The 17,431-nt window shown below is 48.2% G+C and carries 14 protein-coding genes, 3 tRNA genes, 2 rRNA genes and 1 pseudogene; 14 read left to right on the top strand and 6 right to left on the bottom strand.

Annotated elements, in window-relative coordinates:
* Window positions 1-63 precede the first annotated feature (63 nt).
* From ITJ87_RS08465 to ITJ87_RS08445, 5 genes are all read right to left on the bottom strand, one after another.
* Window positions 64-2,941 (bottom strand): 23S ribosomal RNA (locus ITJ87_RS08465).
* A gap of 129 nt (window positions 2,942-3,070) precedes the next feature.
* Window positions 3,071-3,144 (bottom strand) — tRNA-Ala (locus ITJ87_RS08460).
* Between the two features lie 56 nt (window positions 3,145-3,200).
* Window positions 3,201-3,274 (bottom strand) — tRNA-Ile (locus ITJ87_RS08455).
* 135 nt (window positions 3,275-3,409) lie between these two features.
* Window positions 3,410-4,936, bottom strand: a 16S ribosomal RNA gene (locus ITJ87_RS08450).
* The 16S and 23S rRNA genes sit together here with 2 tRNA genes alongside, the layout of an rRNA operon.
* 260 nt (window positions 4,937-5,196) lie before the next feature.
* Window positions 5,197-5,439 (bottom strand): hypothetical protein, encoded by a 243-nt coding sequence (locus ITJ87_RS08445; RefSeq protein WP_196096327.1) that lies wholly within the window; start codon window positions 5,437-5,439, stop codon window positions 5,197-5,199.
* 755 nt (window positions 5,440-6,194) lie between these two features.
* Here ITJ87_RS08445 and sppA point away from each other — a divergent pair.
* The 6 genes from sppA to ITJ87_RS08415 all read left to right on the top strand — a co-directional run bounded on the left by sppA (window position 6,195) and on the right by ITJ87_RS08415 (window position 12,814).
* On the top strand, window positions 6,195-7,964 hold the full coding sequence (gene sppA / locus ITJ87_RS08440) for a signal peptide peptidase SppA (protein ID WP_005835560.1): 1,770 nt from the start codon (window positions 6,195-6,197) through the stop codon (window positions 7,962-7,964).
* Window positions 7,965-9,095, top strand: a complete 1,131-nt coding sequence (lpxK, locus tag ITJ87_RS08435; protein ID WP_195690829.1) for a tetraacyldisaccharide 4'-kinase — start codon at window positions 7,965-7,967, stop codon at window positions 9,093-9,095.
* On the top strand, window positions 9,034-9,843 hold the full coding sequence (locus ITJ87_RS08430) for a purine-nucleoside phosphorylase (protein ID WP_005835556.1): 810 nt from the start codon (window positions 9,034-9,036) through the stop codon (window positions 9,841-9,843). The genes lpxK and ITJ87_RS08430 overlap by 62 nt, the downstream gene beginning before the upstream one ends.
* A 6-nt stretch (window positions 9,844-9,849) precedes the next feature.
* Complete coding sequence (gene thiL / locus ITJ87_RS08425) at window positions 9,850-10,899, top strand: thiamine-phosphate kinase (RefSeq protein ID WP_005828671.1); 1,050 nt, start codon at window positions 9,850-9,852, stop codon at window positions 10,897-10,899.
* A gap of 143 nt (window positions 10,900-11,042) precedes the next feature.
* Window positions 11,043-11,118 (top strand) — tRNA-Phe (locus ITJ87_RS08420).
* Between the two features lie 460 nt (window positions 11,119-11,578).
* A complete protein-coding gene (locus tag ITJ87_RS08415; protein WP_074783329.1) occupies window positions 11,579-12,814 on the top strand; it encodes a site-specific integrase in 1,236 nt (411 codons plus the stop codon).
* Between the two features lie 80 nt (window positions 12,815-12,894).
* Here the strand turns inward: ITJ87_RS08415 and ITJ87_RS18970 are convergent, their stop codons facing one another.
* Window positions 12,895-13,089, bottom strand: coding sequence for a hypothetical protein (locus ITJ87_RS18970; protein ID WP_005634939.1), 195 nt, complete (start codon window positions 13,087-13,089; stop codon window positions 12,895-12,897).
* Between the two features lie 27 nt (window positions 13,090-13,116).
* Between ITJ87_RS18970 and ITJ87_RS08410 the strand changes: the two genes are divergently transcribed.
* The 8 genes and pseudogenes from ITJ87_RS08410 to ITJ87_RS08375 all read left to right on the top strand — a co-directional run bounded on the left by ITJ87_RS08410 (window position 13,117) and on the right by ITJ87_RS08375 (window position 17,428).
* Window positions 13,117-13,413 (top strand): hypothetical protein, encoded by a 297-nt coding sequence (locus ITJ87_RS08410; protein ID WP_005864593.1) that lies wholly within the window; start codon window positions 13,117-13,119, stop codon window positions 13,411-13,413.
* A complete protein-coding gene (locus ITJ87_RS08405) occupies window positions 13,398-14,540 on the top strand; it encodes a hypothetical protein (protein WP_005864591.1) in 1,143 nt (380 codons plus the stop codon). The genes ITJ87_RS08410 and ITJ87_RS08405 overlap by 16 nt, the downstream gene beginning before the upstream one ends.
* Before the next feature lie 3 nt (window positions 14,541-14,543).
* Entirely contained in the window at window positions 14,544-15,431 is an 888-nt protein-coding gene (locus ITJ87_RS08400; RefSeq protein ID WP_005828696.1) for a hypothetical protein, read from the top strand.
* A gap of 69 nt (window positions 15,432-15,500) precedes the next feature.
* Window positions 15,501-15,752 carry a hypothetical protein gene (locus ITJ87_RS08395; protein ID WP_005634966.1) on the top strand — a complete coding sequence of 84 codons (252 nt, stop codon included), beginning with the start codon at window positions 15,501-15,503 and terminating at the stop codon, window positions 15,750-15,752.
* Between the two features lie 50 nt (window positions 15,753-15,802).
* A pseudogene (locus tag ITJ87_RS08390) lies at window positions 15,803-16,300 on the top strand (DUF4313 domain-containing protein).
* A gap of 47 nt (window positions 16,301-16,347) precedes the next feature.
* The gene (locus ITJ87_RS08385; RefSeq protein WP_005864584.1) at window positions 16,348-16,947 is read left to right on the top strand and encodes a hypothetical protein; all 600 of its coding nucleotides are present in this window, start codon (window positions 16,348-16,350) and stop codon (window positions 16,945-16,947) included.
* Window positions 16,944-17,243 carry a hypothetical protein gene (locus tag ITJ87_RS08380; RefSeq protein ID WP_005637786.1) on the top strand — a complete coding sequence of 100 codons (300 nt, stop codon included), beginning with the start codon at window positions 16,944-16,946 and terminating at the stop codon, window positions 17,241-17,243. The genes ITJ87_RS08385 and ITJ87_RS08380 overlap by 4 nt, the downstream gene beginning before the upstream one ends.
* On the top strand, window positions 17,219-17,428 hold the full coding sequence (locus tag ITJ87_RS08375) for a hypothetical protein (RefSeq protein WP_005802673.1): 210 nt from the start codon (window positions 17,219-17,221) through the stop codon (window positions 17,426-17,428). Before ITJ87_RS08380 ends, ITJ87_RS08375 begins: the two co-directional genes overlap by 25 nt.
* Window positions 17,429-17,431 lie beyond the last annotated feature (3 nt).

Raw genomic sequence — 17,431 nt, 5'->3', positions numbered from 1 at the left:
CATGATGCGAAAAAAGCAAAGCATTCATTTATGGCTGAACGTATATACCTCCATACAAGGCAAGGCAAAAAGTGAACGGGCAATTAGTAACGCTCGGCTATGACATCGCTGCCTGTACACCTGCGTCCTATCAACGTTGTAGTCTACAACGACCCTGAGAAATCTAATCTTGTGGCTGGCTTCGTACTTAGATGCTTTCAGCACTTATCCAATCCCGACTTAGATACCCGGCAATGCACCTGGCGGCACAACCGGTAAACCAGAGGTCAGTCCAACACGGTCCTCTCGTACTAGTGTCAGAGCCACGCAAATTTCATGCGCCCACGATAGATAGAGACCGAACTGTCTCACGACGTTCTGAACCCAGCTCGCGTGCCACTTTAATGGGCGAACAGCCCAACCCTTGGGACCTTCTCCAGCCCCAGGATGTGACGAGCCGACATCGAGGTGCCAAACCCCTCCGTCGATATGAGCTCTTGGGAGGGATCAGCCTGTTATCCCCGGAGTACCTTTTATCCTTTGAGCGATGTCCTTTCCATACAGAAACACCGGATCACTATGCTCTAGTTTCCTACCTGATCGACTTGTGAGTCTCCCAGTCAAGCGCCCTTATGCCATTACACTCTGCCGACGGTTACCAATCGTCGTGAGGGCACCTTTAGAAGCCTCCGTTACGCTTTTGGAGGCGACCACCCCAGTCAAACTACCCACCAAACAGTGTCCCCGCAACAGCGGGTTAGAACTCAAATAATCAAAGGGCCGTATTTCAACAGCGGCTCCACGAACACTGGCGTGCCCGCTTCAAAGCCTCCGGCCTATCCTACACATCAATTACCCAAATTCAATGTTAAGCTATAGTAAAGGTTCACGGGGTCTTTTCGTCCCATCGCGGGTAATCGGCATCTTCACCGATACTACAATTTCACTGAGCTCACGGTTGAGACAGCGTCCAGATCATTACACCATTCGTGCAGGTCGGAACTTACCCGACAAGGAATTTCGCTACCTTAGGACCGTTATAGTTACGGCCGCCGTTTACTGGGGCTTCAATTCAACGCTTCTCTTGCGATGACGTCTCCTCTTAACCTTCCAGCACCGGGCAGGTGTCAGGCTGTATACTTCATCTTTCAATTTTGCACAGCCCTGTGTTTTTGTTAAACAGTTGCCTGGACCTATTCTCTGCGCCTCAATTGCTTGAGGACCCTTTATCCCGAAGTTACAGGGTCAGTTTGCCTAGTTCCTTAACCGTGAATCACTCAAGCGCCTTAGTATATTCAACCCGACTACGTGTGTCCGTTTGCGGTACGGGTACCGTAAGGATTAAGTTTAGCGGATTTTCTTGGAAGTATGATTACACGCACTATTGGATTGTCCAGAAGGACGCTCCATACTGTCAGGTTCGACTCTCATTCCGGATTTGCCTGGAACAATCAACATCTACACCCTTCAACGGACTATTCCGTCAGTCCGCGGCGCTGTCACGACTCCGTCTCCACGTCACTCCTTAAGGTAGTACCGGAATATTAACCGGTTCTGCCATCGGCCTCGCCGTTCGGCTGAGCCTTAGGACCCGACTTACCCTGATCCGATTAGCGTTGATCAGGAAACCTTAGTCTTTCGGCGAGGGGGTTTCTCACCCCCTTTATCGTTACTTATACCTACATTTGCTTTTCCACACGCTCCAGCAAGGCTCACGCCTTACCTTCGACGCTGAGTGGAATGCTCCCCTACCGATGATTTCTCATCCCAAAGCTTCGGTAGAATACTTATGCCCGATTATTATCCACGCCAAACTCCTCGACTAGTGAGCTGTTACGCACTCTTTAAATGAATGGCTGCTTCCAAGCCAACATCCTAGCTGTCTTAGCAATCTGACTTCGTTAGTTCAACTTAGTATTCATTTCGGGACCTTAGCTGTTGGTCCGGATTGTTCTCCTTTAGGACATGGACCTTAGCACCCATGCCCTCACTCCTGACATAGAACTGACACGCATTCGGAGTTTGTCAAGACTTGATAGGCGGTGAAGCCCTCGCATCTTATCAGTCGCTCTACCTCATGTCAGTATAAGTCAAGGCTGCACCTAAATGCATTTCGGGGAGTACGAGCTATCTCCAAGTTTGATTAGCCTTTCACCCCCACCCTCAGGTCATCCAGAAGCTTTTCAACGCTTATTGGTTCGGTCCTCCAGATGGTGTTACCCATCCTTCAACCTGCCCAAGGGTAGATCACTTGGTTTCGCGTCTACTCCTTCCGACTATACGCCCTGTTCAGACTCGCTTTCGCTTCGGCTGCGGATCTGAGATCCTTAACCTCGCCGGAAAAAGTAACTCGTAGGTTCATTATGCAAAAGGCACGCCGTCACACTAAAAGTGCTCCGACCGCTTGTAGGCACATGGTTTCAGGAACTATTTCACTCTTCTGTTCGAAGTGCTTTTCACCTTTCCTTCACAGTACTGGTTCACTATCGGTCTCTCGGGAGTATTTAGCCTTACCGGATGGTCCCGGCAGATTCACGCAGAATTCCTCGTGCTCCGCGCTACTCAGGATACCACTAGGCTTCGGTTGGCTTCGCATACGCAGCTATCATGCTCTATGGCTGTACTTTCCAGAACATTCTGCTCACCAACTTTCTTGCCACAACGTGGTCCTACAACCCCACACATGCCGTAACATGGATGGTTTGGGCTGTTCCCCGTTCGCTCGCCACTACTGGGGGAATCATTATTTATTTTCTTTTCCTGCAGGTACTAAGATGTTTCAGTTCCCTGCGTTAGCCTCCCGCATTGCGGGATGATATCCCTTCAGGATATCGGGTTGTCCCATTCGGAAATCCGCGGATCAAAGGTCATTTGCACCTACCCGCGGCTTATCGCAGCTTATCACGTCCTTCATCGCCTCCGAGAGCCAAGGCATCCGCCATGTGCCCTTACTTACTTTTTGTCTTACCGATCACGTATGGTCGATATATACTTTCAGCTTTCAACTTTACTTTTTTTGGTCACATCATGTCAAAGATCGTTGTCAAGGATTAGGAATTAAGAATTTAAAATAATGCCTAATCTTGAGAAGTGGAGAATAACGGATTCGAACCGTTGACCCCCTGCGTGCAAAGCAGGTGCTCTAGCCAGCTGAGCTAATCCCCCTTCACCATTGATGAAAGACCCGCTAAATCGTAACCGGTCGGTCACCAACTGAGAAGTAGTCCCAGGCAGAGTTGAACTGCCGACCTCTACATTATCAGTGTAGCGCTCTAACCAACTGAGCTATAGGACTGTCAGTCAAACCCTCGCCTTACGGCTCGGCTTCTACTTTTCTCGTATATTTTAATAAACAAGTACGCGCAGTACAAGAGGTTCTTATGGAAGCATAACTTCAAGAACCAACGATCGAGTCGAGACGTCACTCCAGAAAGGAGGTGTTCCAGCCGCACCTTCCGGTACGGCTACCTTGTTACGACTTAGCCCCAATCACCAGTTTTACCCTAGGGCGCTCCTCGCGGTTACGCACTTCAGGTACCCCCGGCTTTCATGGCTTGACGGGCGGTGTGTACAAGGCCCGGGAACGTATTCACCGCGCCGTGGCTGATGCGCGATTACTAGCGAATCCAGCTTCATGGAGTCGGGTTGCAGACTCCAATCCGAACTGAGAGAGGTTTTAGGGATTAGCATCACGTCGCCGTGTAGCTGCCTTCTGTACCCCCCATTGTAACACGTGTGTAGCCCCGGACGTAAGGGCCGTGCTGATTTGACGTCATCCCCACCTTCCTCACATCTTACGACGGCAGTCTCGACAGAGTCCCCAGCATAACCTGATGGTAACTATCGATAAGGGTTGCGCTCGTTATGGCACTTAAGCCGACACCTCACGGCACGAGCTGACGACAACCATGCAGCACCTTCACAAATGCCTTGCGGCTGATCTGTTTCCAGAACATTCATTTGCAATTTAAGCCCGGGTAAGGTTCCTCGCGTATCATCGAATTAAACCACATGTTCCTCCGCTTGTGCGGGCCCCCGTCAATTCCTTTGAGTTTCACCGTTGCCGGCGTACTCCCCAGGTGGAATACTTAACGCTTTCGCTTGGCCGCTTACTGTATATCGCAAACAGCGAGTATTCATCGTTTACTGTGTGGACTACCAGGGTATCTAATCCTGTTTGATACCCACACTTTCGAGCATCAGCGTCAGTTACAGTCCAGCAAGCTGCCTTCGCAATCGGAGTTCTTCGTGATATCTAAGCATTTCACCGCTACACCACGAATTCCGCCTGCCTCTACTGTACTCAAGACACCCAGTATCAACTGCAATTTTACGGTTGAGCCGCAAACTTTCACAACTGACTTAAGCATCCGCCTACGCTCCCTTTAAACCCAATAAATCCGGATAACGCTCGGATCCTCCGTATTACCGCGGCTGCTGGCACGGAGTTAGCCGATCCTTATTCATACGGTACATACAAAAAGGCACACGTGCCTAACTTTATTCCCGTATAAAAGAAGTTTACAACCCATAGGGCAGTCATCCTTCACGCTACTTGGCTGGTTCAGACTCTCGTCCATTGACCAATATTCCTCACTGCTGCCTCCCGTAGGAGTTTGGACCGTGTCTCAGTTCCAATGTGGGGGACCTTCCTCTCAGAACCCCTATCCATCGATGGCTTGGTGGGCCGTTACCCCGCCAACAACCTAATGGAACGCATCCCCATCAATGACCGAAATTCTTTAATAGCTGAAAGATGCCTTTCAGATATACCATCGGGTATTAATCTTTCTTTCGAAAGGCTATCCCCGAGTCATCGGCAGGTTGGATACGTGTTACTCACCCGTGCGCCGGTCGCCAGCAAAGAAAGCAAGCTTTCTTCCTGATGCCCCTCGACTTGCATGTGTTAAGCCTGTAGCTAGCGTTCATCCTGAGCCAGGATCAAACTCTTCATTGTAAAAGTATCGTGACTGCGCAAATTAAAAAAATCAAAATGCGACAGCTTGTTATCTGTTCAGGACGCTCGAATTCAAAAGTTTATCTTTACCTATATAAAATAAGTATTGACGGTTCTCTTGTTTTACCCAAGGCAATTCCCCATTGATAAGGAAAAGCCTTGCTCTTGTACTACTTGTATTGTTTATGTAAATCTGTTCAAAGATCGCTCGTTTCACGATTGCTGTTCTTTTCAGAAAGCGGATGCAAAGGTAAGAACTTTTAAGTATATCCTCCAAATATTTTCGGAAGTTTTTTTTTTTTTTTTCTCTCTTTTCTCTTTCCTCGTCGTCTCTCTTGTCGAAAGGGAGGCAAAAAGAAAAAGAAAGAAGAACCAGGCACCGTTTCTTTTAAAAGAATGTCAACTCGCGCTGCTTTCATTTTCAAAAGCGGGTGCAAAGGTAAGAACTTTAAAGCATAACTTCCAAATATTTTCAGAAGTTTTTTTTCATTTTTCTTTTCCAAGGCCGAAGTTCCGGAAGAAACCGATGGCAAAGAAGAGAAAAATGGAAGCTTACCGCTCCGTTTTACTGTCAGAATGTCAAAACATCGCCGCCTTCGTTCCCGAAAGCGGATGCAAAAGTAGGCCTTTTATGGACATCTGCAAAATTTATACACGGTTTTTTTTGAGAGATTCCATGAACTTTTTCATAACTCACTGATTGATAGATATGTTTTAAAGCATGTTTTTTAAAGGAAACTGGGATAAGGAAAGGAAGGGACACATTATATATATACGCGCGCGCAATACAAGCTCCAATTCATACCTTGACATAGACCACTGAACGGCCGGCACCGCGCTTGCGAATCACAAAGAGAACTGACAATAAACCTGCGAAAGGCTACATCCGGAAAGCACGGAAACTAAACGGGAACTAATGAACAACTTTTCTCACCACAGATATGTTGCTTTCCTTCCACACCCGTGTTTCTTTCTTACCACAGCTGTGGTAAGAAAGAAACACGGGTGTGGAAGGATTAATTCTTAGGGAAAAATAGATTCAGAAAGTAAGGAGACAGCAATTATACTCTGGCATTTTACAAACTAACTATCCATAAAGAACGAAATGACATACTTCAAAGATAAAAGAAAAGAGAATGAAATCTCCCATAATACTGTGACAAACCGAAAAACTCAGCGACAGATAGGGTAAATATCAACCTAATTATTTATCTTTGTTAGCTTTTAAAAGTTAGCATACTAAAAACAATAAAGTACAATGAAAGATTTTCTGAAGTTTACGTTTGCCACCATTACCGGCATCATCGTATCAGTCGTTGTTTTAGTTTTCATCAGTATTCTGGTGGTTTTCAGCATGGTATCATCTTCGGAGTCGGAAACGCAAGTACGCAAGAACTCCATTATGATGCTGGATTTGAATGGCGCACTGGCTGAACGCAGCCAAGACAATCCGTTCGATGCCCTTATGGGAGACAATTATAAGACCTATGGCCTGGATGATGTCCTCTCCTCTATCAAAAAAGCAAAAGAGAATGACAACATTAAAGGTATCTATATAGAAGCAACTTCGCTGGGTGCAGGATTTGCTTCACGCGAAGAAATACGCAATGCATTGAAGGATTTCAAGGAATCGGGAAAATTCATCGTAGCTTATGGTGACAGCTATTCCCAAGGTCTTTATTATCTGTCAAGTGTAGCCGACAAGGTGTTGCTGAACCCGCAAGGTATGGTCGAGTGGAGGGGCTTGGCCGCTACCCCCATGTTCTTCAAGGATTTGCTGGCCAAAATCGGAGTGGAAATGCAGATATTCAAAGTAGGTACCTACAAATCGGCTGTAGAGCCTTTCATCTCTACCGAAATGAGCCCTGCCAACCGTGAACAAATCGACGCTTACCTGACCTCCATCTGGGGACAAGTGACCAATGATGTTGCAGAATCACGCAAAATATCTGTAGACTCACTGAACGCCATTGCCGACCGCATGTTGATGTTCTATCCCGCAGAAGAAAGTGTGCAATGCGGACTGGTCGATACATTAATATATAAGAATGATGTGCGCAACTACCTGAAAGCGATGGTAGGCATCGACAAAGACGACCGCATGCCCGTACTTGGTTTGCAGGACATGATTAACGTAAAGAAGAACGTTCCCAAAGACAAAAGTGGAAATGTGATTGCCGTATACTATGCCTATGGAGAAATTGACGGTGGTTCATCTTCTGCCTCCAGCGAAGAAGGCATCGACTCTAAAAAAGTGATTAAAGACCTGCGCAAGCTGAAAGATGACGAAGATGTAAAAGCGGTAGTATTACGCGTAAACTCACCGGGCGGAAGTGCCTATGGTTCAGAACAGATATGGTATGCCGTCAGCGAATTGAAGAAAGAGAAACCGGTCATTGTTTCCATGGGTGACTATGCAGCTTCAGGAGGTTACTACATTTCTTGTAATGCAGACACCATCGTGGCCGAGCCTACCACACTGACGGGTTCTATCGGCATCTTCGGCATGTTCCCCAACGCAAAGGGGCTGACTGATAAAATCGGGGTAAATTTTGATGTAGTGAAAACCAATAAATACGCAGACTTCGGCATGCTGACACGCCCGATGAATGACGGTGAAAAAGGGCTGATGCAAATGTATGTGAACAACGGATATGACCTCTTCCTCACCCGCTGCTCTGATGGCCGAGGCATCAGCAAGGAAGACCTGGATAAAATTGCCCAAGGTCGTGTATGGACCGGAAGCAAGGCCAAGGAACTAGGACTGGTCGACGAATTGGGTGGTTTGGACAAAGCTTTGGACATTGCCATTGCAAAGGCCGGAGTAGATGCCTATACCGTGATGAGCTATCCGAAAAAGGAAAGTTTCTTTGAAAGCCTGATGAACACCAATCCGGGTAACTACGTCAAAGCACGCATGCTGAAAGGCACAATGGGCGAGATATACCAGCAGTTCAGCGTCCTGGAGAATTTTGACAAATGTGACCGTATACAAGCACGTGTACCCTTTGAACTGAATATTCAATAAATGGAAGAAAACTTTATCAAGATATATCATTGGCTATATCCCCTATCATGGCTTTATGGAATAGGGGTATGCTTGCGAAATAAACTCTTTGACTGGGGCTGGCTCCGGTCAAAGAGTTTTGACGTTCCAGTAATATGCGTGGGCAACCTTGCTGTGGGCGGAACTGGCAAGACGCCACATACCGAATATCTGATAAAGCTATTACAAAAAAACGGAGTGAATGTAGCCACCCTCAGTCGGGGTTACAAGCGTAAAAGCCGAGGCTATGTACTGGCCGATGACAAGAGCAATGTACGGCAAATAGGTGACGAGCCGTATCAAATTAAAAATAAATTCCCCAATGCACGGGTAGCAGTAGACGAAAACCGTTGTCACGGCATTGAGCAACTGCTGAAACTGGAAAATCCCACTGTAGAAGCCATCATCCTGGACGACGCCTTCCAACATCGCCATGTAAAAGCCGGACTGAACATTCTACTAACCGATTTTCACCGGTTACTATGCGATGATGCCTTGCTCCCTGCCGGAAGACTCCGCGAACCTTCAAGCGGTAAAAACCGGGCACAGATGGTCATCGTCACCAAATGTCCGGATGACATCAAGCCGATAGACTTCAACATCATAGCCAAACGGCTCCACCTCTATCCATACCAACAACTGTATTTCTCCAGATTCTGCTATGGAATGTTGACCCCGCTATTTCCCGAGAAAACGAACAGCTGGAAAGTGCTCTCCTCCCTCACCGGAGACGAGCAAGTACTGCTGGTGACAGGCATCGCCTCCCCCGCCCTCTTGCAGAAAGAAGTGGAATCTTACACGCCGCACGTCAAATTGCTGTCATTTGATGACCATCATGACTTTACTCCCAAAGATTTATTGCAAATAAAGGAACAATTCCTGCACCTGGAAGAGTGGAAAAGACTGATAATCACCACGGAGAAAGATGCGGCAAGGCTGAAACTCCATCCCGCACTGGACGAAACACTAAAGCCGTACATCTACGTGCTGCCGATAGAAATAGAAATTTTACAAAATCAACAATATATATTTAACCAAAACATTATTGGCTATGTTAGAGCGCATTCAAGAAACAGCAGCCTTTCTGAAGGGAAAGATGCACACCCAGCCTGAGACAGCAATCATCCTCGGTACCGGACTCGGCAGTCTTGCCGGTGAAATCACTGAAAAGTATGAGATAAGGTACGAAGAAATCCCCAACTTCCCCGTCTCTACCGTAGAGGGACACAGCGGAAAACTTATCTTCGGCAAACTGGGCCATAAAGACATCATGGCGATGCAGGGACGTTTCCATTTTTACGAGGGCTATTCCATGAAGGAAGTAACCTTCCCGGTACGTGTAATGCGCGAACTGGGTATCAAGACCTTGTTCGTTTCCAATGCCAGTGGAGGCACAAATCCGGATTTTGCGATCGGCGACCTGATGATTATCACCGACCATATAAACTACTTCCCCGAACATCCATTGCGTGGCAAAAACATACCTTACGGCCCTCGTTTCCCGGATATGAGCGAGGCCTATGACAAAGAGCTGATTCGTAAGGCCGACGCCATTGCAGCAGAAAAGGGCATCAAGGTTCAGCACGGTGTCTATATCGGTACGCAAGGTCCCACATTCGAAACACCTGCGGAATACAAGATGTTCCATATTCTGGGTGCCGATGCAGTGGGCATGTCCACCGTGCCGGAAGTCATCGTGGCAAATCATTGCGGAATCAAAGTGTTCGGCGTATCTGTCATTACAGACTTGGGGGTAGAAGGTAAAATCGTAGAAGTTTCTCACGAAGAAGTGCAGAAAGCTGCAGACGAGGCACAACCGAGAATGACAGAGATTATGCGTGAATTGATTAATAGAGCATAAGAAAGCATGAGAACAGAAATAGCTACCCTCGGTGAATTCGGCCTCATCCGTCACCTCACCGAAGGCATTGAACTAAAGAATGAGTCGAGCCGATATGGTGTCGGAGATGATGCTGCCGTCCTCTCCTACCCGGCCGAAAAGGAAGTGCTCGTTACTACCGACTTGCTGATGGAAGGCGTCCATTTCGACCTTGTGTATGTACCGCTCAAGCATTTGGGGTATAAATCGGCCGTAGTCAATTTCTCCGATATCTATGCCATGAACGGCACACCGAAGCAGATTACCGTTTCCTTGGGCATATCCAAGCGTTTCAGTATAGAAGACATGGAGGAACTCTATGCCGGCATCCGTTTGGCTTGCGAAGAATATGATGTTGACATCGTGGGAGGAGACACCTCCGCTTCCTATACCGGGCTTACCATCAGCATCACCTGCATAGGCGAGGGTGAGAAAGGAAAAGTGGTCTACCGCAATGGTGCCCGCGAAACCGACCTGATTTGCGTCAGCGGCGACTTGGGTGCCGCCTACATGGGACTACAGCTTTTGGAACGCGAAAAGGCGGTGCTCAAAGGAGGTGACAAAGACTTGCAACCGGACTTCTCGGGGAAGGAGTATCTTCTGGAACGTCAATTGAAGCCCGAAGCACGCCGTGACATCATTCAGAAACTGGCAGAAGAGGGTATACAACCCACCTCCATGATGGATATATCGGACGGTCTTTCTTCGGAATTACTGCATATCTGTACCCAAAGCAAAGTGGGTTGCCGCGTTTACGAAGAACATATTCCTATCGACTATCAGACGGCTGTAATGGCAGAAGAATTCAATATGAACCTAAGCACTTGTGCACTGAACGGAGGCGAGGATTATGAGTTATTGTTCACCGTCCCCATTGCCGACCATGAAAAAGTTGCCGAAATGGAAGGCGTCAAGCTGATTGGCCATATCACCAAACCGGAATTAGGCTGCGCCCTAATTACCCGTGACGGTCAAGAGTTTGAACTCAAAGCACAAGGATGGAATCCTTTGAAGGAAGAAGAAGCGGAAAAAGCATAACTATAAAACTTTTTCAGTATTTTTTCTCAAATCATAAACGCTGATAATTAGACATATAGCCAATTATCAGCGTTTTTTATTATGAAAGCTATTGCATAGTCCAAAAGTTTCACTACCTTTGCAACCGCAAAAGAGATAAACATGGTGCCATAGCTCAGTTGGTAGAGCAAAGGACTGAAAATCCTTGTGTCCCCGGTTCGATTCCTGGTGGCACCACCAAAAAGCTTTTCAATTTTAGAAAACCCTTGAATTAGAGATAGTTCAAGGGTTCTTTTTTTACCCTCGCTACGCATTTCATTACATATTTGTGAAGTTGGATTTCGCCAATTCAGTGGCTTTTTTTAAGGCTTTTGAAAAAGCCATAAATATGTATCATACTTCATTGTTTTTCAACTATTTGACAATTCCAATCTCCGGTGTGAAAAAGTAATTTTGCACACATGACCGGATGGAGTTGAAAATGTGAAAGAAATTTAAAAATTCGGTATTCCCCATCGGGATAAAAAAAAGGAATCGAACCCGGGATACAAAAGGCAATTCGAACCTGAGAAAAATGGGATTTTTATGGCTTTTCCACAAGTCCCTCAAAAAAGCCACCGAATTTAACACTTCGCTCCACGTCCTCATGCCATCCGGTTTTGACGAAACAATTGAATGTAAACCTCAAAAAACAAAAGTGATGAAACAGGGAACAATGAACATTCTGTTTTTCGTGCTTAAAACGAAATTGTTGAAAAACGGTGAGGCACCGGTATTGATGCGGATAACCATCAATGGAGACTATGACGATGTACGTATCCAAAGAAGCGTGCCCCTGAACTTATGGAACGCCGCCAAAGGATGCAGTAAAGGCAGGGACAGGGCATCAGTGGCACTGAACGCCTATATTGCCGAACTGCACGCACGCGCCTTGGAAAAACACAAGGAGCTGGTATTGGAACAGGCCCTGATTACCCCGAAACTGATCCTGAAACGTGTCTTCGGGAAAGACACCGGAATGCGTACACTGCTCGGTACCATGATGGAAGGCATCGGGGAAATGGAAACACTGGCAGGCATAGACTACTCTCCCGTCACGATCAACCGGTACAAGAACGTGGTGAAGAAATTGCAGCGGCTTATCCCCTCTTATTATGGCAAGGAGGATATCACCTTCCATGAGCTGACACCGGAGTTCATCCGTGCGTTTGACATTTACCTGAAAACGGAGGGGGGACTGTGCCGTAACACGATAGTCCGTTATATGAAATGTTTCAAGAAATTTACCAACATGGCATTGGCAAAGGAATGGATGCGCAAGAATCCCTTTTACGGTTACAAGATGGAGCAGGACGAGACCGATCCGGTATTCCTGACCTACGACGAGTTGCAGACCCTCATGAAAAAGAAATTCACCATCCCACGGCTCGAGCTGGTCAGGGACATATTTGTCTTCGCATGTTTCACCGGTCTGGCGTTCTCCGATGTCGCCACTCTGAGTGGTGAAAACCTGGTACAGGACAATCTCGGGGACTGGTGGATAAGGAAGGGAAGGATCAAGTTGGAACACCGCAGAAAAGCGTCTTCCATCAGCAACATCCCGCTGCTGCCCGTTCCACTGGCCATATTGGAGAAATACAGGGAACATCCGGTCTGCATAAAGAAAGGATGCTGCCTGCCTGTCATGTGCAACCAGAAAATGAACAGCTACCTCAAGGAAATCGCCGATTTCTGCGGCATAAAGAAAAACCTGACCACGCACGTGGCCAGGCACACTTTCGGGACGACCGTCACGCTCGCCAACAATGTACCCTTGCAGGACGTGTCCGTCATGCTCGGACATGCCTCCACACGCATGACGCAGCATTATGCGCGGGTCATGAACAGCAGCCTGAAAGAGGCGATGAACAATGTGAAGGAACGTCTGGCGCAATAGACGTACGACACACCATTAAAGCCGTCCCCGGAGGATGGCTTTTTTTGTATCAGGACAGTTCAGGAATAACTGCCATTCTTTCAATTTCTTACCTGCAAATATAGCCCTTTGCCGGGTTGATTGCGCAAGGCGGCCCCTTTCAGGGGCTGGTTGGCTAAAAGAAAATCATCCTCGCTTCGCTGCGGTATTTTCTTTTGCCAAGCCTTGCGCAATCCCCGGCAAAGGACAGTCCGGCAAGTAAGAAACCGAAAAACCGGCTCCACGGAGCCGATAATGTCAAACAAACTAAAAAAAATGAAGGTATGAACAGAGAAACGACAAGCAAAGTCCACAAAGGACAGCAGGGTGCCAATCCGAAAATGAGAATGTTGGTTTATCGGGAAAGGAGCTATCCCGCACGGGAGGTGCAAGGCAGGGACGGAAGCTATACGGTTGCCGCAGACAGCCTGGTGCCGGAACTGCTGGACGGCATCGGAAGCCATGATCCGGCAGCTTTCAAGCTGGACGAGGAAATCGCCTGCTATTGCTCGGACGAGGAAATCCAAAAACTGGCGGACGAAGAACTGGTAGAAATAATTTATGAATGGCAACGGTTATGACTGAAACAACAACAGCAAAGGTCCGGGAAGAACAAGTAACGGGCCTTACCGCAGAGAATGCACACCGGGTCACGATGATCCGGGAAAAGGGTACGGACCATCCTCCCGTACCGTTCCATTTCAGAAAGGAGCATCATGGAACGGGCAACTACGTACACCTGTACGGAAATCCGGAAGACCGCAATGAATTGCATTCCAGGGACTTCAAAGACTGGGAAGCCGTAGCGTTCAAACATCCGGGCTATCTGGAGGATATGTGGAAACAGGCTTGCGACGCATACGCATGGAGTTCCTTCGACCCGGAGATTCGTGGCGAGACGGACATCATGATCTACGGGGAGGAGCTGCACAACGACCTGCAACTCATGCAGGAAGAGGAACGGGATACATACATCGCCGCCTACCGGCAAAAGCTGTCCGCCCAGCTCTCGGCCCTCTCACGCTGCGCCAACCCGATGGTGACGGGACGGGGCGGATTCGATTACCACAGGCAGGAGAATACGAACAGAAGCTACCGGAACCGCTACGAGGAGTTCCGCAATTGGCGGCAAAAGGTTCTTGAAGCCGTCAGACGGAAAAAGGAAGCCGCACGACCGGAGGAAGAAAAACTGGAAAAGGCATGGCAGACGCTCAAACGCGACATCAGGAGCAGCGCCGACACCATCCACGGGATTGATACCGGACAATGCCGGGGTTATAGCCGTGCCCTGTTCGTCAGCAGCATCCTGAACAAGGTATCCACCTTCGCCAATCACGGGGAAGTGGAAATCGTCCGCAGGGCCGTGGACTTCATTTCCGAATATAATGCAAGGGTAAGGAAACCCGTCATCACCCCGAGAAACAAATTCTTCCAATTGCCGGAACTTGCGGAACGGATGCGCGAAAGGCTGAAAGCGGTGCAAAGACGGGAAAACAAGGAAGTGCCGTTCGAGGGCGGGACACTTGTATGGAACTATGGGGAAGACCGCCTTCAGATCCTGTTTGACAGGATTCCCGAAGACAACAGACGCAAGGAACTGAAATCCTCCGGATTCCGCTGGTCACCCAGAAACAAGGCATGGCAACGGCAGCTCACCTCCAATGCCCTCAGTGCCGCCAAGAGAGTGTTGAACCTTCAAAACATCTGAACCATGAATAACGACAAACTGAAATTCGTAGTCGATTCACGCAGTTTTGACGGCAGCTGCGTGACCACCATGTCTGACGGAATACACGGCGACTACCATCATGAGACACTGGAGGAACTGAGGGACAGGGAAAAGAACCCGTACCTCACAGCCGTGTCCGGAAATACCGTCCGCAAGATGATACGCATCCACCTGCAATCCCTCTGCGCCCCGTTCAGTGAGATTACGGAAGAAAGATATTTCGACTACATGGATGTCTTGCCCCCCATCCGCCATACCCGGAATTTCTTTTTCCTGGGAGAGCCTTATCATGCGGACATCTACCGGTTCTGCTTCCGGGCGGGCGGACGCTACTTCACGGGACTCCGCTCCGTTACCACGCCAAGAAAGGAACTGGAACGGCAGATGGACAACCATTACCGGAACATTACCTTCAAAGGAGACATCCTGAAAGAAAAGCCGATGGTCATCTCTGACCACGCACGGCATGCCTCTATAATTATAGTTCCTTATCTGTTTCTTGACATAAATGGCGAGAAGAAGTTCATCTGCAACCTGATGAGAGGAACGGACGAATCGTCAGGCAGGGATGTAAGGCTGGAAACCGCCAAAATCCTGCGAAGCCTGCGCCGTCATCATTTCCTCTACTTCTCCGGCTATGAGGGAAACGACGATATGGACAAGTTCCTAGGCGAAGTGATGAAGAAAAAGCACACCCTGCTGGCAAACGGCAACTTCCTCCAATATCCCGTGAACCGGGAGTCCGTGTCTTTTACCGGAACGGTCAGGGAAACAGGCGAGCCGTTCTTCTTCCGGATTTACGACAGGGAGCTGTTCCTGCACCTGTTGTACGTCCTGAGAGGCATCAAAAGGGAAAAAGCTAAAATATAACGTGACACATAACGACGGTATGGTGACTGTCTTTCCGACCCGTCACCATACTAAAAAAACAATGAAATCATGAGAACTGTGACCGAAGAATCGTTGCGACGCAGGCTGGCCCGTCTGGAGTCGGCCCTGGAAAGCGAAAAGGCACGCCTGAGAAAAGTATGCGGCGGCATCCCCTGGGGAGCCGGGATGAGGCGTACCAAATGTACCCCCTCATTCCGAAGGGAGGACGAACTGATTGGGAAAATCAAGGCGGTGAGACAGCAACTCTCCCAAATGTCCGCAGGCGGTGACAATCACACGTTTAAAGAAACAGGCAGGTGAATGCCGGCCAATTAACTTGCAAGTCAATAATTTTAAAACCAGTTACGAATATGAACACCCGATTGGCTATAATCCGTTCAGAGGGAAAAGAACATCTCTGCTACCGGGAAGAGGAATGTTTTGTCGATGTATCCTATCCGATGGTGACATTTACCAAAGGGGAGGATGATTTTGAAATTGCCAAATGCGACCATCCGTCCATGGAAGAGACTTTCCTGTATCAGGAAAGCCGTCTCTCAATCGTGATTGAAATGTACCATAACGGCTGGCCGGCATTGTCTCTGAAAGATCCCGTGACCCATGAGATATACACGGTCCTGACGGTCAACTTAGAAGATAAGGCGGCATTCTCACTGCCTGACAGGGCATTCGTGGACATCAACAACAATCCTGATGCCATGGAGTTCCTTCTGTCTAACAAATTGGCTGAGGATACAGGTTATAGACGTCAGAGCGGCTGAGTAAGCTACCCGATGGTCACACTTAACCTTCCGACGTTTTACAGGCTTGACCCACATGCCTTTAGCGCAATATTGAATATCCGGTAATCCTTCCGGGCAATGAATCTGGTATCAACAATCAAATGGAAAGAATCATGAAAAGATATGACATAAGAGTAAGGTATTCCTTCGAGGGCACTTACACGGTAGCGGCAGAAGACCGCGATGAAGCAAAAAGAATGGTAAATGACGATTGCGGTCTTGTTTTGGGCGGCGATATCCACACGACACGCGATGACGATGAAGTGTTGGACTGGGATTTCTGTATCCATCCCGACACGCGGATTCTCTCCTTGCAGGAAAGAGGCGGAAAAGGAAGTTTACCGTCAGAAGCCGTTGATTTCAGCGGCAGGATCAAGGAACTGCGGGGGGACATCATCGACGCGATACGGCAGTTGCTCCATGCTCACTGCGTGAAAGAAATTCGTCTTCCGGAAGAGGATTATGATCCGGTCTGGGTGATATGGTTTGGCAAGAACGGAGAACCATATGAATGCAGGGTGACAGGACTCCGGGTAACGGCGGACAGCCTGACCGTCCTTGCCGAAGAGAAAGAAAGCGGTGACGAGGTGCAGTGTCACAGCCCGTTTGAACTCGGCGCGAAGAACATAGACTGGCTTCATGAGATGTATGAGGCTGTGTGGCATCAACTGAGAGAAACAAACAATGTAGAATCACAAATAGAAGAACCATGAAATATCAAGCGGAAAATACCGTCTCCAGTTTCTTCTACTACATGTGGAACGCCTGGAGCGAGGAGGAATGCAAAACCGTGTATGGCGGCATGTACCCGCATTTCTGGGAAAAATGGTGCGTGGCGACAGACAAGGGCACATTCGGCGCGGCGGAACGGTTCTATCTGGAACTTTCGGAAGACAACCGCAGGCTTTTGGTGGAACGGGCCGTCTCGATATACGACGGACGAGGCCTCAGAAACAGGAACAGAAACATAAAAAATCAAACAGCATGCAGGGAAACATTATCAGTCTGATCTGCAACTCATGCGGTTGCGGTCAAACGGAAGCACAGGAATACCTGGACTCCGAAATCCGGTACCTGCGCGAATTGCAGGAGGCGGACGACCTGAGAGAAGATGACATGGAAACGGCCTGTCTCAACCTCGGTCTTGACCTTGACTACCGGGAATATTTTATCAACCGCCTCGCAGGGGCATAAAAA

The sequence above is a fragment of the Bacteroides sp. HF-162 genome, from assembly GCF_015679285.1.
Taxonomy (GTDB): domain Bacteria; phylum Bacteroidota; class Bacteroidia; order Bacteroidales; family Bacteroidaceae; genus Bacteroides; species Bacteroides uniformis.
Note: the sequence above shows the minus strand (reverse complement) of the source record. Positions and strands in the feature narration are given on the sequence as shown.

Excerpts from the sequence above, each read along its gene's own strand:
- sppA (WP_005835560.1), top strand. The coding sequence starts at position 6,195 with ATGAAAGATTTTCTGAAGTTTACGTTTGCCACCATTACCGGCATCATC.
- lpxK (WP_195690829.1), top strand. The coding sequence starts at position 7,965 with ATGGAAGAAAACTTTATCAAGATATATCATTGGCTATATCCCCTATCA.
- ITJ87_RS08430 (WP_005835556.1), top strand. The coding sequence starts at position 9,034 with ATGTTAGAGCGCATTCAAGAAACAGCAGCCTTTCTGAAGGGAAAGATG.
- thiL (WP_005828671.1), top strand. The coding sequence starts at position 9,850 with ATGAGAACAGAAATAGCTACCCTCGGTGAATTCGGCCTCATCCGTCAC.
- ITJ87_RS08415 (WP_074783329.1), top strand. The coding sequence starts at position 11,579 with ATGAAACAGGGAACAATGAACATTCTGTTTTTCGTGCTTAAAACGAAA.
- ITJ87_RS08410 (WP_005864593.1), top strand. The coding sequence starts at position 13,117 with ATGAACAGAGAAACGACAAGCAAAGTCCACAAAGGACAGCAGGGTGCC.
- ITJ87_RS08405 (WP_005864591.1), top strand. The coding sequence starts at position 13,398 with ATGGCAACGGTTATGACTGAAACAACAACAGCAAAGGTCCGGGAAGAA.
- ITJ87_RS08400 (WP_005828696.1), top strand. The coding sequence starts at position 14,544 with ATGAATAACGACAAACTGAAATTCGTAGTCGATTCACGCAGTTTTGAC.
- ITJ87_RS08395 (WP_005634966.1), top strand. The coding sequence starts at position 15,501 with ATGAGAACTGTGACCGAAGAATCGTTGCGACGCAGGCTGGCCCGTCTG.
- ITJ87_RS08385 (WP_005864584.1), top strand. The coding sequence starts at position 16,348 with ATGAAAAGATATGACATAAGAGTAAGGTATTCCTTCGAGGGCACTTAC.
- ITJ87_RS08380 (WP_005637786.1), top strand. The coding sequence starts at position 16,944 with ATGAAATATCAAGCGGAAAATACCGTCTCCAGTTTCTTCTACTACATG.
- ITJ87_RS08375 (WP_005802673.1), top strand. The coding sequence starts at position 17,219 with ATGCAGGGAAACATTATCAGTCTGATCTGCAACTCATGCGGTTGCGGT.